Below are 24,561 nucleotides of genomic sequence, written 5' to 3' on the forward strand. Positions count from 1 at the left end.
GTCGTCATCGACACGTCACCATCGGCCCACCAGCGACCGACATCGGCCGTCCGGTGGCGGATCCGTCAGACGGCGCGGCGGCCCTCGAAGGCCCGGCCCAGGGTGATCTCGTCGGCGTACTCCAGGTCGCCGCCGACCGGCAGCCCGCTGGCCAGCCGGGTCACCGCGATCCCCATCGGCTTCACCATCAGGGCGAGATAGGTGGCGGTCGCCTCGCCCTCGGTGTTCGGATCGGTGGCCAGGATCAACTCGCGGATCGCACCGCCGCCGAGACGGGTCATCAGCTCGCGGATACGTAGATTGTCCGGCCCGATGCCCTCCAGCGGATTGATCGCCCCGCCGAGTACGTGGTACCGACCGCGGAACTCACCGGTCCGCTCGATCGCCACCACGTCCTTCGGCTCCTCGACCACGCAGATCACCTCGTCGGTGCGGCGCGGGTCGCGGCAGATCCGGCACGTGTCGGACTCGGCGACGTTGTAGCAGCTGGTGCAGAACCGCACCAGCTCCTTGACCTTGCGTAGCGCGCCGGCCAGCCGGTTGACATCGGCCGGGTCGGCGGACAACACGTGAAAGGCGATCCGCTGGGCGCTCTTGGGGCCCACGCCCGGCAGCCGCCCCAACTCGTCGATCAGATCCTGGATGGCACCCTCGTACATCTGCGGGCTCAGAACCCGGGCAGGCCGAGGCCGCCCATCCCGCCCGCGACCGGGCCCATCTTCTGCTCGGTCAGCTCGCGGGCCGCTTCGGTGGCGTTGTGCAGTGCGGCGACGACCAGATCCTCAAGGGTCTCCACGTCGTCCGGGTCGACGGCCTTCGGGTCGATCTTGATGCTCTTGATCTCGCCGGAGCCGGCGACGACGGCGGTGACCAGCCCACCGCCGGCGGTCCCGGTCACCTCGGCCTCGGCCAGCTCGGCCTGCGCCTTGGCGATCTGCTGCTGCATCTTCTGCGCCTGCTTCAGCATCTGCTGCATGTTCGGCTGTCCACCAGGCCGCACGATGACTCCCTCAACTCGCCCACTCTGCCGGGCCCACCCTAACGCCCCCCACCGACCTACCCCGCGCGCCGCACCCCACCCCCACACCCGCCCCGTCGATCTTGCACTTCTGGTCGCCCCAATGTCAGTTTCGAGAGCATTTGCGGGGACGAAAAGTGCAAGATCGCGGCGAACGGGGGTGGGGGTCAGTCGCTGAGTTTTTCGACGGTGCCGAAGGCGTCGCGGAGCAGGCGGACAGCCTGCTCCTCGCTCGACTCGCGGGCGGTCTTCTCGTCGATGATCTCGTCGAGTGGCTCGTCGCCCGGGTCGAAGCCCTCGTAGGTGGGGGTGGCGGCCGGTTGAGCGCCGCCGGAACGTCCCGCGCCACCGCGCACCGGGCCGTCGAAATCCGGGTCGTACGGCGGTTCACCGGCGAACTCCACGTCCGCGGTCTGCCGGGTCGCCTTGGCAGTACGCGCACCCCGCCCGGCTGCTGCCGCCCGAGCCGCCGCTATCGCGCTGCTCACCGGCGCACCGCCGGAGCTGCCGTTTCCGTTTGGCGCTCCCGCCTGACGCGGCGCGGCACTCGACCCGTGGCCGCCCGACCCGCCGTTCGCCCGAGCCGTACCCGACCCGGCGGCCGTCCGCGCGGCACCCGGTCCGCCGCTCGCCCCGGCCCGGTCCGAGCCGGGGGGCGTCCGTGTCCCGTCCGGGCCGCCGGCCGGGCCGGTTCCGTCCGAGCCGGCGGCCGTCCGCACTCCGCCCGGCCTGCCGCCCGCCGCTACCCGGCCTGACGTGGCGTACGTCCCCGCGCCGCCCAGACCGGCGGCCGGTGAGCCGTCACCCGGGGTCGTGCCACCGTCCGCCGGCACGCCCGGCGCAGCCGGGTCCACCGAGGTGTGCGGCGCAGCCGCCCGAGGGTCACCGGACGGGTCCGCCGCCGCATCGGCGGATCCCCCGCCGAGCCGGGCCGCCTCCGGCCAGTCGTCGTCGGCACTGCCGCCGGCTGCGTCCGGGGCGCTGCCACCCGGGCGGGCCGGCTCGGGCCAGTCGTCGTCGCCGTCGTCGGCGGTGGTGCTGGCCGGCTCACCCGACCGATGAGGCCCTGCGGCACCGCCGGAACGGGCTCGCTCAGCTCGCCCTGCGGGCACGCCCGGACTGGCGGCGACCGGCGCGGAAGCCGAGCCGCCACCGGCGGCCGGACCGGGAGCGGATGTGCCGCGGTGCGAACCGGGCGACACTCCACCCCGCTCGCCGGCCACCTCGCAGCGGATCTGCCAACGCCCGCCCAACTCCTCATATAGCGCGTCGGTGAGGACCTGCGCGTGGTCGGACATCATCCGGGCCAGCACGCCCGACTTCACGGTCAGCACGAGGGTGTCCCCGTCGAGGTCACGGACGACCGCGTCCCGCATCAGGGCGGCGATCCGCTTGTTGCTCCGGTTGACCTTGCCGACCACCTCCGGCCAGACCCGGCGCACCGCGACCGCGTCCAGCACGCCGGGGCTCACCGCGCCGGGGCGGGGCGGCTCCGGGGTCGCCGGATCGGGCATGACGGCCGACGGTGGCACGGGTCGCCGGGGCGTGGCCGCGCCGTTCGTCACACCGTCCTGGGTGACACCCGGCCGGGCCGGACGGCCGTCACCGGGTCCGCCGGCCGGACCGGCAGCGGTCCCGCTCATGCCGGCGCGGTGACCGTCGGCCCCGCCACCTGCGGTACCGCCCGCCCCACGCCCGGCGGTCGAGGTCACTCCGTCACGACCGGCGGTCGACGTCACCCCGTCACGACCGGGGTTCTCGGTCGGGTCGTCACGACCGGCTGCCGGGTTCGTGCCGCCACGACCGGCGTTCCGCGCCGCGCCGTCGGAACCAGCCGACGACGACCCGTCACCTCCGGCCGCCTGGGTCGCGCCGTCAGGACCGGCCGACCCGTCGCCATGACCGGCCGACGCCGCGTCGCCACGAGAGGAGTAGGGGTGGCCGCCGGCGCGATCGGCTGACGGGGATGCGCTGTCGCGGCTGATGGACGAGGTGGCGCCCGCACTGAGTGCTGACGAGGTGGCGGTAGCCGGCGCGGCAGCGCCGGTCCCGGCCCGGTTCGCGGCGGCAGCCGCGGGCGCGGCGGGAGGCTGGGTGCGTACCGCCGAGGGGTTTGTGGCGGGCGCGGAGCCGGCGGTGGCCGGCGGCGCGTCCGTGCCGGCGAGGGTGAGCCGTCGCTCCATCCGTTCGAGGCGCTGGAGCAGGCCGCCGGTGGCGTCGTCGACGCCCGGTAGCAGCATCCGGGCGCAGATCAACTCCAGCAGCAGCCGGGGCGCTGTGGTGCCGCGCATCTCCACCAGGCCGTCGTGCACGATGTCGGCGCAGCGGGACAGGGTGCCCGGACCGAGCTGCTGGGCCTGGGCGGCCATCCGCTCGATCTGGTCGTCCGGACCGTCGATGAGCCCCTTGGCCACCGCGTCGGGGACCTGCTGGAGCACGATCAGATCGCGGAGGCGTTCCAGCAGGTCGGAGGCGAACCGGCGGGGGTCGTGCCCGGCCTCGGCGACCCGGTCGACTGTGGCGTACGCGGCGGCACCGTCCCCGGCGGCGAGGGCGTCGCACATCTCGTCGATGAGCGCGGCGTCGGTCACCCCGAGCAACGCGGCGGCCCGGGCGTAGGTCACCCCGTCGGGGCCGGCACCGGCGATGAGCTGGTCGAGTACGGAGAGGCTGTCCCGGGCGCTGCCGCCACCGGCGCGCACCACGAGCGGGAAGACCGCCGGCTCGACCTGGACACCTTCGGCCTCGCAGAGCTGCTCAAGATAGGGCCGGAGCAGCTTCGGCGGGATCAGCCGGAACGGGTAGTGGTGGGTCCGCGACTTGATCGTGCCGAGGACCTTCTCCGGCTCGGTGGTGGCGAAGATGAACTTGACGTACTCCGGTGGCTCCTCGACCAGCTTGAGCAGGGCGTTGAAGCCGGCCGACGAGACCATGTGCGCCTCGTCGATGACGTAGATCTTGAAACGGCTGTTGGCCGGCGCGAAGAACGCCTTCTCCCGCAGCTCACGGGCGTCGTCCACACCACCGTGGCTGGCCGCGTCGATCTCAATGACGTCGATCGAGCCGGCCCCGTCGCCGCTCAGCGACCGGCACGAGTCGCAGGTGCCGCAGGGCTCCGGCGTGGGGCCGTGTTCGCAGTTGAGCGAGCGGGCCAGGATGCGGGCGCTTGAGGTCTTGCCACAGCCACGCGGGCCGGAGAAGAGGTACGCGTGGTTGAGCCGCCCGCTGCGCAGCGCCTGCGACAACGGCTCGGTGACGTGCTCCTGCCCGATGACCTCGGCGAAGGTACGCGGCCGGTACTTGCGGTAGAGCGCCAGTGCCACGGCGTCCCGCCTCCTCTCGACCGAGCCATTCTGCGCCGACCTGCCTCGCCTGACCACCCACCCCGCCGGGCCAGCACCGCGCGGCCCGCCCGCGTTGCGGCATGTCGCGCCGGTGGGTGATCCACTCGGGCATGCCACGCCGCTGACTGATCCACTCGGCGTGCGGGCCGGTGGGGTGACCCAATCGAGCCCGCCACATCGCTGGCTGGCCCACTCGGCGTGCAGGCCGCAGGTGATCCACTCCGGTTACGGCGTCTTGCGGTCTCCACCGGCCGGGAAACCCCCAGATGCCGCAACTGGAGAACGCCGGGGCGCGCCGGAGACAGAAAGGCCTCCCGTGCACCCGGCAGAGCTCGCTTATCCTTGCTGCCTTCCGGCCCTGGGGAGGTTCACGAGATACCGCCGCACGGGAGGTACGCCCAGCCTACCCGACCGACCGTGGATCTTCAGGGGGTGGTGGGGTGGGAAGCCCGGCGCGGACCTGTATCCTGGCTCGCGGAGGATTCGCCTAGAGGCCTAGGGCGCACGCTTGGAAAGCGTGTTGGGTTTACACCCTCACGAGTTCGAATCTCGTATCCTCCGCTCACCTGAGCAGCACGAACGACAGGGCCGGCCCCGAACGGGACCGGCCCTGAGTCGTCTCGACAGGCATGGTCGACGTCACCTGTCGCAATGCGACCTGCTCCGTCGGAGCAACGACGAGGCCGACAGGCGGAAATCAGTCGATCCGCAGCACCAAGGCGACGACCACTGCGGAGGCGATGACGGCCAGCAGGATCCGCGCCATCCGCAGGCCTCGCCACCACGGCAGCACCAACTGCAACAGCCAGAGCGCGGCGAACGACAGAACATGCCCGGCCACGATGCTGAGAACGCGTTCCTCGCATCCGTTGACGGCCCGCACCGGGTCGCACACCGATGGGTACGCCTGACCGTCGTCGGCCAGCAACGCCGTGCAGCAGGCCACCAACGGGGCCGCCGCGAGCGTGTACAGCGGCGTCAGGACGTAACCCGCCAGATCACGGTGGCGGTCCAACCGACCGTGGCGCTGCGGCTCGGTGCTTTCAGCCTCAGACATGGCGGGAACGATAGAGCGACAGACGGTGATGCGTTGCCCCACGGCGCCCGGGACGCGCATCAAGAGCACACGGGCCACCATGAACGGTAGACGTTATATGCCGGTCACCGTACTATCGCTCTCATGCAGGAACCTACCTTTCTGATCCTCACCGCGTTGGCCGCGCAGCCGTTGCACGGCTATGGCGTCATCCGGTCGGTCGACGAGCTGTCGGCGGGCGAGGTCAAGCTGCGGCCGGGCACCCTCTACGGCGCCCTGGACCGGCTGGCCGAGCAAGGGCTGGTCACCGTCGACCGGGAAGAGGCCGTCGAGGGCCGGCTGCGCCGCTACTACCGGCTCAGCGACGCCGGGGCCGCCGCGTTGCAGGCACAGGTCGAGCGACTACGCCGGCACGCCACCGCCGCAGAGGTCCAACTCGGCAAGCGCTTCGGCGGCGCGCTGAGCTTCGGCCTGGTGCGCGCCCAGGCAGCAGGCGAGGTGACCGGATGACCGCCGCGTGGCCGGTCCACGACCCCGGCACCCCGAGCCCGAGCACCGCCGCGTGGCCGACCGCCGACAACCGCCTGGAGCGTGGGTACCGCACGCTGCTGCTCGCCTACCCGCGCCGGCACCGGCGGCGGCACGGCACCGAGGTGGTGACCACGCTGCTGGAGATGGCGGCACCGGGTCAGCGCCGCCCCCGGGTCGGCGAGGCCCTGCACCTGATCGGCAGCGGCCTGCGACTGCGGTTCCGGCTGCCGGCCGGTCGGCCGTTCATGGCGATCGCGGCGGTGCTCACCGCGTTGACGATTGGCGGCTTCGGTGCCGCCGCCGGCTCGTGGCTGGGTGCCCAGACCTTCGCCGACCTGCCCGACGAGGCCGGCATGGCCAGACTCACCCAGCAGGCCGGCGGAGACGGCAACATTCACTTCCTTTACTCGTCGTCATCGTGGACCGCCGACACGGCCCATTCGTCCAGTCAGGCCGACGGCACCTGGGATGCCGACCAGGTCCGGGAGCGGTTCGCCGCCGATGGCTGGTCGGTATCCGGCTTCACCCCGCTCACCGGCATGTCGGGCACCGTCGACGACAGTGGCTCGCCCATCGAGGTTCCGCTGCACGGCAAGCGTTTCACCGCCGAGTCCGGCGGCCTGATCGTCAACCTGATGGGCTGGAACCCGGCGGAGAACAGCGCCGTCGATCTTCCCAGTCACGTCTCGTTCTACGTGATGCCGAAGCAGACCACAGTGTTCCTGCCGCTTGTCGTCGTCGGCACCGCCGCCGGGCTGCTCACCGGTTGGCTGGTCGCGGCGGCCGTCGCGTACCGGATGGCGGCCGCACCGCCCGCACGCCGCCGCGCCGCCGCGGCGCTCTGGGGTGCGGCCCTGGTGGCACTGGCGCTGCCGACTGTCGCGCTCTACGGCAACGTCATGCGGGTGTTCCGGGACGGCAGTGTCCACGACGGTCCTCCGCTGACCGTGCACAGTGCCTTCACGCCCGGCGAGTACTACCCGTTCGGCCCGCAGTGGCTGGTGCTCGGGCTCACCGTCGCCGGGCTCGTGGTCGCCGTCGCCGCGATCCTCACCGCCCGTCCCGGCGAGCAACCACCACAGCCCAGCGTCGTACCGGGCTGACGCGCGACAACGGGGGCAGGGGCCGCTCCGACCGGGAGCGGCCCCTGGTCATGCGCCGGGCCCGCCCCGGTCCGACACCCGCGGCGGTACGCGGACAGCATCCTCATCCCCGTACACGCGCCCAGGACACGAAGCGGTCGAACAACCCGACCATCGGCGTGGTGTCACCGAGTTCCGCACTGGCCTGCGCGTACAGCGTCGCGAGGTGCACAAGCAACGCTGTCCGATCCTCCCGGTACTCGCCGAGCAGCCGGAGCTTCGCCGCGCTGCACGGCCACCTGACGCCGCAGCTCCGGCACCGCCACGTCGGGCGGGACGGCACGTGTTCCGAGCGACGGCGACTCATCGACGGAGCGCCCGAGCCGAGCGGCCCGACCGGGCGCGGAAGTCCACCGGCTTGTCGCCGCTCCGGATGAGTCCGGCCGGCATCACGAACAGTTCGCGGCGTGCGAGCGCGTCGCCTCGGGCGTCGAGCTGGTAGCACTCGATCCAGGTCCATCCGTCGTAGGTGGTCAGATCGGTGCGGTGCCGGATAACCCGGACCATGATCGGGCGGACGAACTGCGGAGACGCCGCGCGGGTCAGCAGGAACAGTTCCCCCGGGCGCGGCCCCTGGCCGGCGGTTTGCTGCGGCACTGGTCGTCCCCGATCCCATTCGTAGTAGCGCTGACCGGCACAGGTCGCCCGGTCCCGCGTCGCCAGCCGGATGAGTCGTCTGTGCTCTCAGCTCGACAGCGTGCGTCGAGTAGTGGATGGGGGCCGCCGTGGTTGCTCGCCCGGCGGCGGCCCCCCGATGTCACGACCGCCGGGTCAAGGGGGATGAACCTCCGCCGGCCGCGCCATCGATACCCCAACTTCCCGTAGGTGACGGGACAACTACATGGCGTGTGGGTATGGTCGGCGGATATTCGAGACGTCCGATGGGAGGCGGCCATGAACGACGCGCTGCGGGTGGCGCTGCGGGACACCGGGCACACGATCGAGTCGCTCGCGGAACGCGTCGGCGTCGACCCGAAAACGGTGAGCCGGTGGTTGCTCGAAGATCGGATTCCGCATGCCCGGCACCGGCTCACGGCGGCAGACACGCTCCAGAAGAATGTCTCGGACATTTGGCCGGACATTTCGAGACGTCGGGCGCTGGTCTGGTTCCGCCCCTGGCAGGAGATCGAGCGCGAGGCGACCACGCTGCGTTCATACCAACCGCTGGTAGTACCCGGCCTGCTCCAGACCGAGGCGTACGCCCGCGCGGTGCTCACCGGCGGCGGCCTGATCCCGCGCAGCGAGGTGGCGCGGCTTGTCGACCACCGGATGTCCCGCCAGTTGATCCTGCACCGCGAGGAGCCGCCGTTGCTCACCGCAGTGCTGGACGAGGCGGTGCTGCGCCGGCCGGTCGGCGGCCGGGCCACCATGCGCGAGCAACTGCTGGCGCTTGCCGAGGCATCCACCCAACCGCACATCCGGATACACGTGGTGCCGTCCACAGTGGGCGAATACGCTGGGGTGAACGGTCCGTTCGTGCTGGCTACCGCGCCCGATCACCGCATCGCCGGCTACCTCGACAACCAGTTGCAGGGGCAGGTGGTCAGCGAGCAGGCCGAGATCGCGGCGATACTTGCCGCGTGGGAGAACGTGCGCGGCGAGACGCTCTCGCACTGGCAGTCGGTCGACCTGATCAGGGAGGTGGCGGAGTCATGGCAGTGAACGACATCCCGGCGCTGTCCGGTGCCCGGTGGCACAAGAGCAGCCGCAGCAGCGGCAACGGCGGCGACTGCGTCGAGGTCGCCGGCAACCTGCCCGACGTGGTGGGCGTACGCGACTCGAAGGACCCGACCGGCCCGGCCCTCGTCTTCAGCCCGGCCGCCTGGCGCGCCTTCGTCGCCACCGTCGACAAGACCTGACCCCCGTCGTACACATGTTCTATCCACAGGCTGTGGACGCCTGATGAGTTACCAGCTCAGCGCGGTCGTCGCGGACGCGGAACTGCTGCGCGAGGAGACCCGCGAGCTGGATCATGCCGTCCTGGGCGAGCTGCGGCAGGACTTCGCGTTGCTGCCGGTCACGCCGCAGCTCGTGCTGGAGCTGACCGGCACGCCTCCCGACTACACCACCGACGAGCCCGGTCCGGAGCAGCCGTTCCTGCTGATCATCTCCCCCACGCTCACCGAGATCCTGGGCCGCTGGTCGCTGCGCGGTCCGGTGGCGTACGTCGAGGCGGAGTTTGCCGGTGGGGCCGGGCACCAGGCCGCGGCGGTCTGGCTGGACGGCACCCTCGCCTGGGGGCCGCGCTTCGACGCGACGTTCGACGGGCCGCGGCCGGACTGGCCGATAAACGCGGCGCTTGTCGAGCTGGGTGTGGAGCCGGGCCGGTGGATCGACCCCTTCGCTGAGCTGGGGTTACACGTCGAGCGGAGCACCGAGGGATGGCTCGCGCACGGCCGGCGAGGGCTCAGCGCCGACTACTGGGACGAATTGGCAGACGAATGGGAGTCCCGGCAATAACCTCAGCGCCCCCGTCACGTTGGGGACTGGGGGATTCTGATGAAATTGCGACAATTCGGCTTCATCGCCGCACTGCTTCTGGCTGCCTCGGCATCGGGTAGCGGAGTCATGCCACCTGACACCATCGCCGTCCGCGAACCCGTCGCGTCGGTGAGCGTCGTCGATCTCGACGGGGTGGCCGATGTGGACTTCGGCGACTCGGAGAGCGAGCTGGCCCGGCGTGGCATTCTGCGTACCGACGTCGACGCCTGCGGCCCGACGCTGGCCGGGCACGACGAGATCAGCCCGATCTTCATCGACGATCGGCTGGTGCTGCTCTGGGCCGGCGACCCGGTCCGCACCCCGGAGGGCATCGCGGCCGGGTCGCCCGTCGCCGAGGTCCGGGCGAGCTATCCGACGGTACGCGAACTACACGCTCCACAGGGGACATACCGCTTCGACGGGCTGCTCGCCCGCGACGGCGACCGCGCGTACCTGTTCCTGCACGACGGCGAGACCGTCCGCAAGATCATTGTCGGCTACGCCTCCTGGGCCCATCGCCTCTTCGTCGAGGGCCACGCCCCCTGCTGACGAGATCTTGGTACGAACCTGCCCTCCCGAGGGCGCGTCCGTACCAAGATCCCGTCGCGGGTGCTCAGTAGTACAGACCACCACTCTGGGGGGTGGCGAGCCGGCGGCCGTACCACTTGGGCCAGACGAAGTCGGTACGCATGCTCAGGCCGCTCCACGAGGTGGACTGCGGCACGAGCCCGCTGGAGCCACCGTGGAACAGGGCAACCGATCCCGACCCGAACCCGGCCGAGTCGCCGGACACCTCTTCGCCGGGTGAGGTCACCACCGCGTCCAGCGGGCCGCTGCCGTTGAGGTTGAGGATCGCCACCGCACCACCGAACCGGTCAGCCCGCTCCGCACCGCCCGGAACGACCGCGTGGTCCTGGTCGAAGCCCTGGGCACCGGTGCCGGTCAGCCCCGAGGCGGACCCCTTCAACAGCGCGACGGTGCCTGCCTCAACCTTCGTGCCGATCGCCTCACCGGGCGCACCCACGAGCACGTCCGCCCGACCGTCACCGGTCACGTCGCCGACCGCGAGCGTGGCACCGAACAGGTCACCGGCCTCCGGCGACCCCGGCACCCCGGCCGTACGCTGGGAGAAGATCTTCACCGAGCCGCTGGACAGCCCGCTCGAATTGCCGGGGAAGACCGCGACCATGCCCTCGTTGCCCTTGGGGCTCTGCGCGTACGGCGCTCCGGCGATGATCTCGCCCGACCCGTCGCCGTTGACGTCGCCGACCGCGAGTGCCATGCCCAGGTCCCAGACGTAGCTGTCGCTGCGACCGGTCGCCGCGCGCAGCGCCGCCCCGGTGACCGAGGTGGCCCCGCTGAGCTTCACGCCGCTCGCCGAACCCCACATCAGGGTGAGCATGCCGCTGCCCGTCGGGGAGCTGCTCTGGTTCTCCTGCGGCGCTCCGATGACCAGGTCGGCGTACTTGTTGCTGTTGACCTTCCCGATCGCGAGGGTCCACCCGAAGTGGTCACCGCGTTCGGCCGAGCCGGGCACCGCCGCCTGGTCCTGGTGCAACTGCTGCGCACCGGTCCCGCTCAGTCCACCGACGCCGCCGTACAGCACGGTGACCGCGCCGGCCTCCGTGATACTGCCTACCGCCTCGCCGTACGCCCCGATCGCGAGGTCGTCTCGACCGTCACCGTTGAGGTCACCGGCGGCCAGCGCCGAGCCGAACCAGTCTTCCTTCTCCGAGTCACCGGGTACGCCCGGCGAACTCTGGCTGAAGTGCTTCGCCGAGCCGATCGCCAGACCGGTGCTGCTGCCCGGCACCACCCACACACCACCGGCGTGCACCTTCGCGGTCGGGTCGTACTCGCTCAGGTCACCCATCGCCAGGTCGTCGTAGCCGTCCCCGTTGAAGTCCCCGGCGGCGAGAACCTCGCCGAAGGTGACCCCGCCGCCGGCCGGCGAGATGAAGCTCGTGTAGTAGTCGACGTGCGGTGCCGACGAGTAACGCACCACCACCAGCCCGGCCGGCGACTGGGGCAGGCTGTGCTCGAACGGGTCCGCGGAGGCCGCGATGTCGTCGACACCGTCACCGTCGAAGTCCGACCGGGTAACCCCCGTCCCCTTGACCGGGGTGACCGTCTTCGCCACCCGGTGAACCTGAAGGGTGACCCCCTCCCGGGTGACCGTCAGGACCTGGTCCGCCGCCCCGGCGGGCGCACCCACCGCCAGGCTGGCCGCCACCGCCAGCACCGACACTCCGGCAACTCTGCGCCGCATGGAAAAACCCCGTTCTTCTGTGGTGTGTGATTCAAGTCGGCGCACTAGTAGTGAGGCCCGCCGCTCTGTGGTCCGGCGATCCGAATGCCGTAGCGCAGGGGGCTGACCAGGTCCGTACGCATCGACAGGCCGCTCCACGAGCCGGCCTGCGGAACCAGCCCGGCGGCGGAGCCGTGGAACCTTGAGATGGTGCCGGAAGGATATGCGGCCTGGTCACCCGCGACCTCCTCCCCTACCGACGCCACGACCGCGTCCAGCGGTCCGGTGCCATTGAGATTGAGGATGGCGACCGAGTTACCGAACAGGTCGCCCGCTTCCGCACCACCGGGGACGACCGAATGATCCTGGTCGAAGCCCTGTGCCCCGGTGCCGGTCAGCCCGGAGGCGGAGCCTTTCAGCAGGGCGACGGTGCCCGCCCTCTTCTTGGTGCCGATCGCCTCACCGGGCGCACCGACCAGCACGTCCGCTCGGCCGTCGCCGGTCACGTCACCGACCGCGAGCGCACCGCCGAACCGGTCGTCCTGCTCCGGTGATCCCGGCACCCCAGCCGTACCCTGGTGAATGATCTTTGCTGCGTCACGGGACAGGCCGCCGCTGCGGCCGGCGAAGACGGCGATGAGACCTCCGTAAGCGGCCGGCGTCTGGGCGCCGGGCGCACCGGCGATCACCTCGCCGAGCCCGTCGCCGTTGACATCACCGATGGCGAGCGTCTCACCGAGATGCCACGCGATCGTTAGCTCGTTTCCCGTCTTCGGATGGACCGCCGCGCCGGTGACCGAGGTGGCGCCGCTGAGCTTCACCCCGCTGGCTGACCCCCACATCAGGGTGACCATGCCGCTGCCATTCCAGGTCTGGCCGTCGTTCTCCCGTGGCGCGCCGATGACCAGGTCGGCGTACTTGTTGTTGTCGACCTTCCCGATCGCCAGAGTCCGACCGAAGTAGTCACCGCGCTCGGCCGAGCCGGGCACCGCCGCCTGGTCCTGGTGCAGCTGCTGCGCACCCTTGGTGGTCAGGCCGCCGATGCCCCCGTACAGGACGGTGACCGCGCCAGCGTCCTGTACGCTTCCGATCGACTCCCGGTACGCGCCAATCGCCAGGTCGTCACGCCCATCGCCGTTGATGTCACCGGCCGCGAGCGTCGCCCCGAACCAGTCGTAGTCTTCCGCCGCGCCGGGCACCCCGGGAGAACTCTGGTTGAAGTGTTGCGCCGAATCGACCATCAAGCCGGTACGGCTGCCAGGGATGACCCAGACGCCACCAGCATGGGTCTTGTTGCCCGGGTCCACCTCGTCCATGTCGCCGATCGCCAGGTCGTCGAACCCGTCGCCGTTGAAGTCACCGGCCACCAGCGCGATGCCGAAGCAACTGCCGCAGCCGCCGTCGGGCGGAAGTACCCCCGCGAAGTAGTCGACCTGCGGCGCGGACGAGTAGCGCACCACCACCAACCCGGTCGGGTGGAGCGGCAGGCCGGATTGACCTGGGTCGCTGGTGGCGGCAACGTCGTCAATGCCGTCACCATCGAAATCCGAGCGGGTGGGACCGGTCCCCTGCACTGGCACGTTCGCCTTCGCCACCCGGTGATACTGCAGTACCACGTCCTCCCGGGTGATGGTCCGAGTCTCGTCCACCGCCTGCGCTGGAGCACCCACCGCCAGGCTGGCCGCCACCGCCAGCACCGACACTCCGGCAATTCTCCGCCGCATCGAAACCCCGTCCTTCTTCGTGCTGTTCGTGTGAGATCTGGGGGCGGGCCACTCAGTAGAGAAGGCCGCCGCTCTGCGGGCCGGCGATCCGCATTCCGTACCGTCGTGGCCAGAGCCGGTCGGTACGCAGCGACAGGCCGCTCCACGAGTTGGCCTGCGCGACCAGCCCTGCCGATGAGCCGTGGAACCTGGAGATGGTGCCGGACGGGTAGCCGGCCAGGTCGCCCGCCACCTCTTCACCGCTTGACGCGACGACCGCGTCCAGCGGGCCGGTGCCGTTGAGATTGAGGATCGCCACCGAGCTACCGAACAGGTCGTTGCGCTCCGCGCCGCCGGGGACGACCGAGTGGTCCTGGTCGAAGCCCTGGGCACCGGTGCCGGTCAGCCCAGAGGCCGAGCCCTTCAGCAGGGCGACGGTGCCCGCCCCGGCTTTCGTGCCGATCGCCTCGCCGGGTGCACCCACAAGCACGTCCGCCCGACCGTCACCGGTCACGTCACCGACCGCGAGCGTCCCGCCGAACCTGTCCTCCTGCTCAGGTGATCCCGGTACCCCCGCCGTACGCTGGCTGATGATCTTCGCAGCATCGCGGGACAGGCCGCCGCTGCGGCCGGTGAAGACGGCGATGAGACCCGCGTTGATGGCCGGCGTCTGGGCGCCGGGCGCACCTGCGATCACCTCGCCAAGCCCGTCACCGTTCACGTCGCCGATCGCCAGCGTCTCGCCGAGGTACCAGGCGACGGTGTTCGCGTCGCCCGTCTTCGGATAGACCGCCGCCCCGGTGACCGAGGTGGCCCCGCTGAGCTTCACCCCGCTGGCCGACCCCCACATCAGGGTCACCATGCCGGTGCCGTCCCAGGACTGGCCGTCGTTCTCCTGCGGCGCACCGATGACCAGGTCGGCGTACCTGTCGTTGTTGACCTTTCCGATGGCGACGGTCCGGCCGAAGTGGTCACCGCGTTCGGCGGAACCCGGCACCGCGGCCTGATCCTGATGCAGTTGCTGCGCGCCGACGGTGGTCAGACCACCTACACCGCCGTACAGAATTGTGACCGCGCCCGCGTCCTTGACGGCTCCGATCGCCTCCCGGAACGCGCCGATCGCCAGGTCGTCCCGTCCGTCACCGTTGATGTCGCCAGCGGCGAGCGCCGAGCCGAACCAGTCGTATGTCTCCGCTGCGCCGGGCACCCCGGGCGAGCTCTGGTTGAAGTGCTGCACCGAGTCGACCACCAGGCCGGTGCGGCTACCCGGGATGACCCAGACACCGCCGGCCCGGGTCTTGTTGCCCGGATCGACCTCGTCCATGTCGCCGATCGCCAGATCGTCGTAGCCGTCGCCGTTGAAGTCACCGGCCACCACCGCCATGCCGAAACAGCTGCAGCCGCCGTCGGGCGGAAGCACCCCCGCGAAGTAGTCGACCTGCGGCGCGGACGAGTAGCGCACCACGACCACGCCGGTCGGGTAGTGCGGCAGATTGAAGTCGCCCGGGTCACCCGTGGCCGCGATGTCGTCGACACCGTCACCGTCGAAGTCCGAACGGGTGGCACCGGTCCCCTTCACCGGAGTGGTCGTCTTAGCCACCCGGTGGTACTGAAGCGTGACGCCGTCCCGGGCGAGGGTGCGGAACTCGTCCGCCGCCTGCGCCGGGGCGCTCACCGCCAGGCCTGTCAAGATCGCCAGCGCCGACACTCCGGCCACTCTCCGCCGCATTGCCATCCTCACAATTCTGGGCAGTACCCAACGTGCCAGACAAAAGCTGATCTACTTGAGACTTGGTGGGGCGGTCCTGACTCCGCCAGTCGGCGCCGCCGACCGTCGGCTACCGGACCGCGAAGCACTCGCCGTAGCTCATGAGGACCAGCCGATCGGTGTTCATCGACCGTCCACTCCAGGAAGTGGACTGCGGGACGAGTCCACCGGAGGCCCCGTGGAACCGGGACACCGTCCCGGACCCGTAGCCTGCCGAATCACCTGTTACTTCCTCGTCGGGCGATCCCACGACGGCGTCCAGCGCGCCGGTGCCGTTGAGGTTCAGGATCGCTACCGAGGCACCGAACCGATCGTTACGCTCCGCCCCGCCCGGAACCACCGAGTGGTCCTGGTCGAACCCCTGCGCGCCGCTACCGGTCAGCCCTGAGGTGGTCCCCTTGAGCAGCGCGATCGTGCCCGCCTCGGCCTTCGTACCGATCGCCTCGCCCGGCGCGCCGATCAGCACGTCCGCCCGGCCGTCACCTGTCACGTCACCCACCGCGATCGTTTCGCCGAACCGGTCCTCGTCCTCCTGCGTGCCCGGAACGCCCGGCGTGGCCTGAGTGAACACCTTCACGGCGCTGCCGGAGAGGCCACCGGTGCGGCGGCCGGTGAAGACCGCGACCAGACCGGCGTTGATGTTCGGGCCCGGGCCCTGGGCACTCGGCGCTCCGACGACAACCTCGCCCAGCCCGTCGCCGTTGACATCCCCGACCGCGAGCGACCTGCCCAGATACCAGGCAATGGTGAACCGATGCCCGGTCGCGTGGTGGATCGCGGCGCCGGTGACCGAGGTGGCGCCGCTGAGCTTCACACCGCTTGCCGACCCCCACATCAGGGTGACCATCCCGCTACCGGCCGCGCCCGAACCGTCATTCTCGTTGGGCGCGCCGATGACCAGGTCGGCGTACCTGTTGTTGTTGACCTTCCCAATCGCCAGGGCCCGCCCGAAGAGGTCACGATGTTCTGCCGTGCCGGGCACCGCGGCCTGGTTCTGATGTAGTTGCTGCACGTCAGCGCTCGTCAGGCCGCCAACCCCGCCGTAGAGGACGGTGACCGCACCCGCCTCCACCACACTGCCGATCGACTCTCCGGGGGCACCGATGGCCAGATCGTCACGCCCGTCACCGTTGATGTCGCCCGCAGCCAGGGACAGGCCGAACCTGTCGTGGGCCTCCGAATCGCCGGGCACACCCGGTGACCCCTGGGTGAATCGCCGGGTCGAGTCGACCACCAGGCCGGTACGGCTGCCCGGGATGATCCAGACGGCGCCACCGGGGGCCTTGTTGCTCAGGTCGACCTCGAGTTCGGCGCCGATCGCCAGATCGTCGAACCCGTCACCATTGAAGTCACCGGCCGCCAGATCGCTGCCGAAGCCGGATCCAAGGCCGATCGTCATCGTGCCGGTCAGGTAGTCGAGCTGCGGGGCGGACGAATAACGCACAACGACCGCACCGGACGCGTGGTAGGGCAGCACACTGTTGCCGCCAGCCTCGAAACCTGCCGCGATGTCGTCGACCCCGTCCCCGTCGAAGTCGGACCGGGTCGCACCCGTCCCCTTCATCGGGGTGACCGCCTTCGCCACCCGCTGGTACTGCATCACGACACCGTCGCGGGTGATGGTCCGGAACTCGCTCGCCGCCTGCGCTGGGGCGCTGACCGCCAACCCGGACAGCACGGTCAGAACAGTCAGCCCGGCAAGCTTCCGCCGCATCGAAATCCTCGCATCCCCGTAGTCGCTCCAACATCCTAGGGATACGTAGATCAATAGCCATGTCCGGTCGGCCAGAGATGCCAGACTCTACGGCCGGACCTGGCCGCCGGAGCCCGGGTGGGACCGAGGGCGGTCCGGGGGCGGGGGTTCGCGGCGTGGGCCACAATCGGTGGCTGCGCTCAGAGGAGGGCTGATGGCGCTGGACGGCTGGCTGGCGTGCACCGAGTGCCGGATGTGCCTCGCCCTGGGCAAGCCGATCCGGCCCGATGGCGACAACATCCGCTACTTCCAGGTGGGATACGTGGCGAACTCCGCCCAGCCGGACCTGACCCGAGCGCTCTGGAAATTCCTGGCCGACCACGCCGGCCACCCACTCCGGGTGCTCGTCACGGGCCAGCCCGGCTACGACGAGCTTGAACACTTCATCGAAATCGGCGGTGACGCCGCGCCGGACGTTCCGTTCCAGGGGTACCTGCCGGATTTCCCGGGCTGACTCCGGGCGGGCCGCAGACCGTCTCCTGCGCGCCAGCTGAGACCGGAATGCGGAACGCCCGGCCGGTCCTGACGGACCGTGCCGGGCGTTCTCGCTGTTCATGAGCGGTGGCGGCGGGATTTGAACCCGCGGAGGGCGTAAACCCTCACACGCTTTCGAGGTCTGCGACCCCGTGTTCAACGCCGCTCGTCCATGTTCTTCAGCAGGGACGGAACGGCCAACGTGACACCGGCGAACCTGCCTGTACTCCGCCGAATGAGACCACGACTGAGACCACTACCTGCTCACCAGCCGATACGGCGGCTCCTACCTAGGAGCAGACTCCCAGCACCGCACGTTGAGCTAGCACCTGGCGCTCCATCACAGCTACCGCGAAGGAAACATCACCTCGCGAACGCACCGCCCCATAGTTGCCGCCAAACCCTGTGGCACCTACTCGTCCGATCGGCCGGCACCGTTGGAGCCACATCCCTTGTCGTCAGCTTCGTGCCCGGCCCCGCCACCCCTGAGAAACGCACGCCAGGAAGGGCGGGTGCAAGGGCCGTTCGGTGACGGCTTGCTGCCTGGAGCAAACGGGGCGAGGTCTCGAACTACCGAGACGCAGGCGGCCAACTGACCGAATCCGCCTGCCGGTGGCTGTCAGATAGCCGACAAGCCGGGAAGCTGCCCCAGAGTTACTACGAGAGAATAAAGGACCTCAAGCGGCACACCGGCGACAAGCAGGAGGAGAGATGACGACAGCTTGGGCAAAGGCTCGTCGGAAAGCTCGCCTCCGTGCGGCAAGCGGAGCCTACGTCTGGCTTGCATTCGACCACGGACTTACGTTCGGCGCATTGCCGGATATAGTCGACATTGCAGAGCTGATGAAACTTACCAGCGACAGCGGCATTAGCGGGGTAGTCCTCAATAAGGGCCTCGTGGAGCAGCTGCCTCATGCCGCCACTGCGGGACTCATCTTGCAGACGTTCGGGCTTCCGCAATTCCCTGGAGCTCACTCGCAAAAAGTTCGGGTCGCCACGATCAACGAGGCTATTCGCGCCGCAGCGGACGCAGTCGCGGCAGAGCTCAATATGAATGCGACCGGCTTTCCTGCGATGGTCGCGGAAGTAGCGAGGCTTGGCGACGATGCGTCGGCTGTTGGCCTGCCCCTCCTTGTAATGGCTACACCCCGCAACGACGTAGAACCTCATGTCGCCGTGGCCGACGCACTCAGAGTGTCGACTGAAATGGGAGCCGACTTTATCAAGATCGGCCTGAGTGAGAACGTTCTAGGGTGCGACGCAAGCCAGCTACGGCTCGTGCGGCGGGTCGCAGAGAACGCGCCTCCAGTGCTTCTTGCAGGAGGGCCTTCTAACAGCGATTTTTCCTACAAGCTAATTCTTGCCCAGCGCCTTAGCTTCAGCGGGGTATGTGTAGGTAGGCATCTCTTCCAATCTGCCAATGCCGAAAGCACATTGGAGAAGATTCAGTCGGCCTTTGCCGGAGGTGGTTGATGAACCGCGCAACTGTCCTGCACGGACGTCAGCTCCGCGACGAGGACTTCGTCGCCGTTGAGGCGCAAACCCTTGAATCAGAGCAACTGCTTCGCGTCCTTGAGGGGAGGCTAGCAGTTTTGCTCGTACGCCATGCACTTAGCCCGAGTGAGGCCAGTATTATCACGGACAGGTTCTGGAGCAGCCCTGGCCGCCAACCAAGGCCCGACGGGGTTGCAGGCTTTTATGTCGGCGCTTACCAATATGGGAAGTCATTTGAGCGGTATCGCGCAGAGATTGCAGCGTCCAATGAGTACGTGAAAATGCTATTCGCAGGAGTTCAGGATCCAGTAGCGCTCGTCATTGGGCAGATGCGTGCGGCAGTAGGCCAGGATGCAGAGGTGCGGAAGGCCCGATGGCGGGATCTAGATGCTGCGTATGCACGAGCATTAGCCTGGACAGCAGAAGGGCATTATCTCTTAGCACCGCATGATGACCTTGGGCAATTAAGCCAACCCGAACAGAAGGACTTTGAGATACAGAAGGCAAGGAGAAATACCGTTGTTGCTGTAAACATCTACCCCAAGGTTCCGAAGCCGGGAGGCGACCTCCGCTTTTGGAATCTCATACCGGACGACAGTTCGCGGCTAGCACTGGGGATTGAGCACACGGGTTATCCCTATCCGCCGGAGGCATTGGAGCAATTGCCATATCTGGACGTCTCGGTAGAGACTGGAGACATCGCAATCGCGAACGGTGGCTTGATCCATGCGGTAGGCGGATATGGGATGGACGCAGATAGAGCTGGGGAGCGGCTGATTATCAACTTCTTCCTTGGCCACGTCACCCCTAGAACCGTCGTGCACTGGGTATAGACAGGAGAGGATCATTGGAGGAAACGGTAGTCATTACAGGTGCTTCGAGGGGGATCGGGCTTGCGACCGCAAGTTACCTGGCCGCCAGGGGGGTGAATGTAATCGGGCTGGCGAGGCGAGCGCCAGAGCAAGATTTCCCAGGCAAGTTTCACAATGTCGATCTCACAGACCAAGAGGAAGCGGGTCGCATCCTGATGGAGATCGCTGCAACTAGCCCAGTCACGGGGCTCGTCAACAACGTCGGGATGGCAAGCGGTGAGAGCCTCGATGACCTATCGCTCGAGACTTTGCATGCGGTGTTGGCTTTAAACGTGCGCATCGCTGTACAAGCCACAGCAGCTCTTGTCCCCGGCATGAGGCGGCAGGGATTTGGCCGAATCATCAACGTTGCAAGTGTAGTGGCATTGGGAGCGCCAAATCGGACGAGCTACTCCGCCGCCAAGGCTGCGATGTTAGGCATGACGAAGTCTTGGGCGCTGGAGCTAGCTACTGACAGGATCACCGTGAATGCCGTGGCTCCCGGCCCCATAGAGACCGAATTCTTTCGCTCCCTGAATCCACCTGGTAGCACTGGTGAAAGCAACTACCTGAAGCAGATTCCCGTTGGAAGGCTGGGGAAGCCAGACGAGATCGCGACCGCAATCTTTTTTCTGATCAAGCAGTCGGGCTTCATTACGGGGCAAACGCTTTACGTCGATGGCGGCTGGAGTATTGGGCGACAGTCGATATAATGTGTGACACCGAAGGGCTGTCGGTCCGCGCCACCAAGCCGAACACTAGGAGATCGAATGCGCCTCATAACCCACCACGTAGCGATCAGCGTTCGCGATCTCGATCGGACGACACAATTTTACGGCGATCTCGGTTTTCGGACCAGCGTGCTGTGGGAGTCGAAAGATGGATCACTCAGGCTCGCCCACCTAACGTCAGAGGCTGGAATCGTTCTTGAGGCCTTTGAATACTCCACCAACGGAGATTCGGCTCGTCCTCAGTTCGGTGTCGGCAACGACCTACCTACGCTAGGCGTGAAGCATTTCGGGTTTCACGTTGACAACCTCGAAGCCGTCCATCGCGATCTCGCTGAAAGGGGATATGAAGTCACCCAGATTCAGCACGGCCGAACTGGAATCGACTACTTCTTTGTTGCCGATCCAGATGGCATTTGGGTTGAGTTCGTACACGAGACCCGAAATCTTGACCCCGACAACATTAAGCACGTTATCGAGCAGTAGCGCGACGGCGTGCTGAGCGTCCGGCCACTCGAAGCAGGCATAACTTGTGAGCGAAATACCTCTCGAGGACACAAGAACGGCGGTCTTGGCATTCCTCCGCAAGACCGCCGGCCAGCCCTCCCTGCACGACCTAAGCGCCTTCGCTACTCGGTCGGAGGAGTTCCTCCTAGCTTTTCTTGTCGAACGGATTCGAGGAATCATTTGTCTGTGTGAGCCATCGTTGGCGCCGTCTGCCGGATCGGAGATCGCTAGCTCTGACGGCCGCCGCTACCTCGTCGCAAAGGTCGAGAGGGGTCCTAATCTAACCGCCGTTGAGATAAGTGTGATTCCTCTGTTCCATCGCGGCACCACTGGACGCCCTATAGGCCGATCTCGGAAGGTAGATCCGCCCGGGCGGTATAGGCGGGTGGAACTGACGGTTCCGGTCGAACTGCGGAACCTGGCTACGCTTTTGGCAGATCACGCTAGGTTACTCCTGGAGGCTGGCTATACCTGGATTGCCGAAACGATTGTCGCGGCGATCGACACCGGCGAGGTCCGGATAGCAGAGGGACTCTACCAGTTAGCACGCGAACTGTTTCCTGAGGAAGAGCTGCGCGAACAGATATGGTTCGCGACAGTGGGACCAGTATATGGCTTCCGCTTAATCACACCCTCGGTGGTTCGTAAGTCGCTCGGCATCATGGCTCGTCACGCGGTGGTCGACCCTGTGAGCCCACTGGATCTCTTAGGTGAACTCCTATCGACTCGGCTTCCGCGGAATCTCCTTCTAATGAACTCGGCAGTACGACACGACCAGCCGATCGACGTCGACCTGTCGACGGCGGGTTATACGCGAGCAGGGTCTCGCTATGCATACGTTCTGACGACCCTTTATGGAGGGACGTCACTGACAATGTACCCCCTCTATCGGGGCCCCGAGTTCGGCGTTTTGGCGTTGTTCCCGACGGGGATGACTTCCATCCGAGGTCGCCTCGAGCAGCATCGAGAGGCCTTCGAGGAACGCGCTCGAGCTCTGGGGCGGGAGATTTTAGAAGCGGCGAACCTGTTCGAGGCGACCTCGGACCCTTCTCTTGCTCAGACAGGTGGGTCAGCCTTCGTTCGCAACGTAGCCATGTTGCTCGCAGCGTCTGTCGATGAAGCGCGGAATTCGGCCCCGCAAGCGCCGAAGCCGTCGTGGCTCAGGCGCCTCAGACCACAACGCCCCGCTAGCTAAGCCGTCCGAGGGATGGCTAGTCGGGCGCGCCGGCCCGGCGATCAAGTGCGAGTAGCAGAAATATTTGAAGGAACACCCATATCAGTCTCAACTGCGCAAGCCCACCGGCCAGGGTCAGGCTTACCTCTGCGGGGATGAGCCATCTGAAAGGACAATCTTCTTCTAGGAGTATCAGGACACTTTGGGTGATTGCTACGACGCTCAGCGTCAAGACGCTAGCCATTATCAGGCGAGTTAGTTCATAGCCCGCCTGATGTATTATGGCGCGAAGCCGTACACCGGGTGTTACCGCAAAAAGAATGCTTGCGCCGGTAATCGCAAACGCGACGGCGCCGACACTGACGCCAACAATCGTTTGGAGGAATACCTGTCGACCCTCGGAGTCAGCGGGAACGCGAGCAGGAAAGGTTAGTAGCAGCACGAAGGCTGTGGCAACCAGCACAGCGTCAATGGTCGGCCTGCCAGCCCACATGTGAATCGCTGTTCTCGCGATTGTCACGGAACTCTCCTCAACTAGAGGCCGAAGCGTGTTGACGGTCGTTTCCGCTTCCCGACTATGTCTCCGAACCCCGAGGTCCTTGGCGCGGCTCGTGCGAGCGTGCAGGTTTGTGCATGTCTGTGATCCGAGCCTGAGTCAGACGGCTTCATAGCGGCCCTGCCTAATTTCGTAGACGCATACGATCTCTTGGCCCTGCAGCAGGTCCAGCAGGTCTTTGGCCGGCCTTCCTGGCAGCAGTACAGCGAGGGTGGGGCTGGTCGTGATGTGCCGGCTGTAGTCGAGCAGTTGGCCGACAGCCATGCGGATTGCTTCGCGGCTTGCAAGGCCCTTGGCCTCGTACAGCACGTTCTCTGTCTGGTCGAAGAGGTCGGTGTAGAGGTCGCGTAGCTCGCCGGGTGGACAAATCCTGTAGCGCACGCACTTATGCCCGCGTTCTTGAAGGTGTGCGCAATAGCGAGCCACGAGCTCGGCTTCCCACTTGACAGCAGTGCCGCTGGTCGAGTCAGCGACTGCATAGCTATTCGTGACGAGCGCTTCGAGCGGAACCGCTTCGGCGCTGCCGGTCGGCGTCACGGCTGCCTCGACAGGGACCGGTTCGGCAGTTGCCTTGTTGGAAGCGTCACTGGCTTCGCTGGCGTCCTGGTCTCTGCGGAGCACCTTCCCCACCGGGCGCAGCCTGAAGACGAAGACGGTGCGGGCGTAGCCGTCGGCGTCGGGCGCCTCTGCCGTCAGGTACGGCTCGTCTGGGTCGATTCGGAACTCGCCGAGATACAGCTGCACCTTCGCTGTCGAGTCAGGCTGGATTCCATCGGCGACGAACAGCCGTAGCGCTCGTCCGTCCTGCTGGTGCCGCAAGATCGCGCCGTTTCCTTCGCGCATCCGCTGGTGGCCGCGTCGTCCCTCGCCGGTGTAGAGGAACACGGTCCCGTCGGCGCTCCAACCGTCGTAGTTGTAGCCGTAGAGGCTGCCTGCTTGGGGGTCTGAGTAGAGGAACACGTTGTGCGTGCTCCGGGAAGGCTCGATCCCGCCGTACTTGCCGCCGCCGTAGCGAACCATGCGGTGCTCGCGACTCAGAGTGGCACCAACTGGCGTGTCCCAGGCTGATGGAGAGCTAAGGCGGGCGACATGAGCGAGCCAAAGCGTCTCGAGTGTGGCATCGGCTGGCGGATACACCTGCTGCCCGGACGCGAGGATCGCGTGCCAGTGATGGCTCGGCACCTGCTCGCGCAGCTCGTCGACGGTAAGCCGCTCGTCAATCGGTAGGAGCCGCTCCCACGCGAACCGCACGTATCGCGCGGTTCGCGTCGAGTCTTCCCAGTGCTGGTCCTCGAAGACCTCCTCGTCGGTCACCCGACCGCTACCAACGATGCCGCGATCGCTGTTCTGGCGGAGGAGGAAGACCCTGTCACCGACGCTCATCCCGCCTCGGCGCGACCCCACGCTCCAGGTCAACGGCACGGTGCGGCCGCGCCTGGTGGCCGCCACATGACCTTGGTATTCCTTCGGCGGATAGACCGACTCGCTGCCGTCCCAAGTAAGTATGAAGGTCGCCACCTTCATAGCTTCGTGTCTGCTCCCAGCCTGCACCATCCCTAAACCGGACGATCGTGCTACTCGCCGTATCCACGTCGGTGCTTCGATTGATGGCGGTGGCAGCGCACCGCCTGGACGTGCCTTCGGCGCACGCCCTTGCCAGGGCCAGCCCGCTTTCCAAGTCTGCCGTTCCGAGTCCGTTCCACGGTCACTGTGGTCTGTAGCCACGGCGGTCAGTATCGGACGACCGGTCCGG

Annotated in this window: 22 protein-coding genes, 1 tRNA gene and 1 other RNA gene; 12 read left to right on the forward strand and 12 right to left on the reverse strand. The window is 67.6% G+C overall.

Annotated features, from left to right (window positions below; genetic code table 11):
* Positions 1-65: 65 nt before the first annotated feature.
* The 4 genes from recR to ffs all read right to left on the reverse strand — a co-directional run bounded on the left by recR (position 66) and on the right by ffs (position 4,757).
* Positions 66-659 carry a recombination mediator RecR gene (recR, locus tag AB0I71_RS26760; protein WP_099848899.1) on the reverse strand — a complete coding sequence of 198 codons (594 nt, stop codon included), beginning with the start codon at positions 657-659 and terminating at the stop codon, positions 66-68.
* A gap of 8 nt (positions 660-667) precedes the next feature.
* The gene (locus tag AB0I71_RS26765; protein WP_166459246.1) at positions 668-976 is read right to left on the reverse strand and encodes a YbaB/EbfC family nucleoid-associated protein; all 309 of its coding nucleotides are present in this window, start codon (positions 974-976) and stop codon (positions 668-670) included.
* A gap of 209 nt (positions 977-1,185) precedes the next feature.
* A complete protein-coding gene (locus AB0I71_RS26770) occupies positions 1,186-4,341 on the reverse strand; it encodes a DNA polymerase III subunit gamma and tau (protein WP_357589143.1) in 3,156 nt (1,051 codons plus the stop codon).
* A gap of 326 nt (positions 4,342-4,667) precedes the next feature.
* Positions 4,668-4,757: signal recognition particle sRNA small type (ffs, locus tag AB0I71_RS26775), an RNA gene on the reverse strand.
* 81 nt (positions 4,758-4,838) lie between these two features.
* Here ffs and AB0I71_RS26780 point away from each other — a divergent pair.
* Positions 4,839-4,923 (forward strand) — tRNA-Ser (locus tag AB0I71_RS26780).
* Between the two features lie 136 nt (positions 4,924-5,059).
* Here AB0I71_RS26780 and AB0I71_RS26785 read toward each other — a convergent pair.
* Positions 5,060-5,419: a hypothetical protein gene (locus tag AB0I71_RS26785; RefSeq protein ID WP_357589145.1), complete on the reverse strand. Its 360-nt coding sequence runs from the start codon at positions 5,417-5,419 to the stop codon at positions 5,060-5,062.
* 123 nt (positions 5,420-5,542) lie between these two features.
* Here AB0I71_RS26785 and AB0I71_RS26790 point away from each other — a divergent pair, with 123 nt between their 5' ends.
* Both AB0I71_RS26790 and AB0I71_RS26795 read left to right on the forward strand, forming a co-directional pair.
* On the forward strand, positions 5,543-5,908 hold the full coding sequence (locus AB0I71_RS26790) for a PadR family transcriptional regulator (protein ID WP_357589147.1): 366 nt from the start codon (positions 5,543-5,545) through the stop codon (positions 5,906-5,908).
* On the forward strand, positions 5,905-7,032 hold the full coding sequence (locus tag AB0I71_RS26795; RefSeq protein WP_357589149.1) for a hypothetical protein: 1,128 nt from the start codon (positions 5,905-5,907) through the stop codon (positions 7,030-7,032). Before AB0I71_RS26790 ends, AB0I71_RS26795 begins: the two co-directional genes overlap by 4 nt.
* A 103-nt stretch (positions 7,033-7,135) precedes the next feature.
* Here the strand turns inward: AB0I71_RS26795 and AB0I71_RS26800 are convergent, their stop codons facing one another.
* On the reverse strand, positions 7,136-7,378 hold the full coding sequence (locus AB0I71_RS26800; protein WP_357589151.1) for a flavin reductase: 243 nt from the start codon (positions 7,376-7,378) through the stop codon (positions 7,136-7,138).
* Positions 7,375-7,668, reverse strand: coding sequence for a hypothetical protein (locus AB0I71_RS26805; protein WP_357589154.1), 294 nt, complete (start codon positions 7,666-7,668; stop codon positions 7,375-7,377). Before AB0I71_RS26805 ends, AB0I71_RS26800 begins: the two co-directional genes overlap by 4 nt.
* A 297-nt stretch (positions 7,669-7,965) precedes the next feature.
* On the opposite strand from AB0I71_RS26805, the gene AB0I71_RS26810 reads away from it, so the two are divergent.
* Genes AB0I71_RS26810 through AB0I71_RS26825 form a run of 4 tightly spaced genes read left to right on the forward strand, consistent with a single transcriptional unit; the run spans position 7,966 to position 10,101 of the window.
* Positions 7,966-8,733, forward strand: coding sequence for a helix-turn-helix transcriptional regulator (locus AB0I71_RS26810; protein WP_357589155.1), 768 nt, complete (start codon positions 7,966-7,968; stop codon positions 8,731-8,733).
* Positions 8,724-8,930, forward strand: coding sequence for a DUF397 domain-containing protein (locus tag AB0I71_RS26815; protein WP_357589156.1), 207 nt, complete (start codon positions 8,724-8,726; stop codon positions 8,928-8,930). Before AB0I71_RS26810 ends, AB0I71_RS26815 begins: the two co-directional genes overlap by 10 nt.
* Before the next feature lie 43 nt (positions 8,931-8,973).
* On the forward strand, positions 8,974-9,531 hold the full coding sequence (locus tag AB0I71_RS26820; RefSeq protein ID WP_357589157.1) for a hypothetical protein: 558 nt from the start codon (positions 8,974-8,976) through the stop codon (positions 9,529-9,531).
* A gap of 39 nt (positions 9,532-9,570) precedes the next feature.
* Entirely contained in the window at positions 9,571-10,101 is a 531-nt protein-coding gene (locus AB0I71_RS26825; protein WP_357589158.1) for a hypothetical protein, read from the forward strand.
* 64 nt (positions 10,102-10,165) lie between these two features.
* Here AB0I71_RS26825 and AB0I71_RS26830 read toward each other — a convergent pair whose 3' ends face one another.
* The 4 genes from AB0I71_RS26830 to AB0I71_RS26845 form a co-directional block, all read right to left on the reverse strand.
* The gene (locus tag AB0I71_RS26830) at positions 10,166-11,821 is read right to left on the reverse strand and encodes an FG-GAP and VCBS repeat-containing protein (RefSeq protein WP_357589160.1); all 1,656 of its coding nucleotides are present in this window, start codon (positions 11,819-11,821) and stop codon (positions 10,166-10,168) included.
* A gap of 44 nt (positions 11,822-11,865) precedes the next feature.
* Entirely contained in the window at positions 11,866-13,524 is a 1,659-nt protein-coding gene (locus tag AB0I71_RS26835) for a hypothetical protein (protein WP_357589162.1), read from the reverse strand.
* Positions 13,525-13,576: 52 nt separating this feature from the next.
* A complete protein-coding gene (locus tag AB0I71_RS26840; RefSeq protein ID WP_357589164.1) occupies positions 13,577-15,238 on the reverse strand; it encodes a hypothetical protein in 1,662 nt (553 codons plus the stop codon).
* Between the two features lie 103 nt (positions 15,239-15,341).
* Positions 15,342-16,985: a hypothetical protein gene (locus tag AB0I71_RS26845; RefSeq protein ID WP_357589166.1), complete on the reverse strand. Its 1,644-nt coding sequence runs from the start codon at positions 16,983-16,985 to the stop codon at positions 15,342-15,344.
* A 193-nt stretch (positions 16,986-17,178) separates the two neighbouring features.
* Here AB0I71_RS26845 and AB0I71_RS26850 point away from each other — a divergent pair, with 193 nt between their 5' ends.
* From AB0I71_RS26850 to AB0I71_RS26870, 5 genes are all read left to right on the forward strand, one after another.
* Entirely contained in the window at positions 17,179-17,478 is a 300-nt protein-coding gene (locus tag AB0I71_RS26850) for a hypothetical protein (RefSeq protein ID WP_357589168.1), read from the forward strand.
* A 731-nt stretch (positions 17,479-18,209) separates the two neighbouring features.
* Entirely contained in the window at positions 18,210-18,971 is a 762-nt protein-coding gene (locus AB0I71_RS26855; RefSeq protein WP_357589170.1) for a hypothetical protein, read from the forward strand.
* Complete coding sequence (locus AB0I71_RS26860) at positions 18,971-19,825, forward strand: hypothetical protein (protein ID WP_357589172.1); 855 nt, start codon at positions 18,971-18,973, stop codon at positions 19,823-19,825. The genes AB0I71_RS26855 and AB0I71_RS26860 overlap by 1 nt, the downstream gene beginning before the upstream one ends.
* 14 nt (positions 19,826-19,839) lie before the next feature.
* Complete coding sequence (locus tag AB0I71_RS26865) at positions 19,840-20,556, forward strand: SDR family oxidoreductase (RefSeq protein WP_357589174.1); 717 nt, start codon at positions 19,840-19,842, stop codon at positions 20,554-20,556.
* A 57-nt stretch (positions 20,557-20,613) separates the two neighbouring features.
* Entirely contained in the window at positions 20,614-21,057 is a 444-nt protein-coding gene (locus tag AB0I71_RS26870) for a VOC family protein (RefSeq protein WP_357589176.1), read from the forward strand.
* 1,850 nt (positions 21,058-22,907) lie between these two features.
* Here AB0I71_RS26870 and AB0I71_RS26875 read toward each other — a convergent pair.
* Positions 22,908-24,332, reverse strand: a complete 1,425-nt coding sequence (locus AB0I71_RS26875; RefSeq protein WP_357589178.1) for a hypothetical protein — start codon at positions 24,330-24,332, stop codon at positions 22,908-22,910.
* Between the last annotated feature and the right edge of the window lie 229 nt (positions 24,333-24,561).

The organism is Micromonospora sp. NPDC049891 (assembly GCF_040660295.1).
Classification (GTDB): domain Bacteria; phylum Actinomycetota; class Actinomycetes; order Mycobacteriales; family Micromonosporaceae; genus Micromonospora.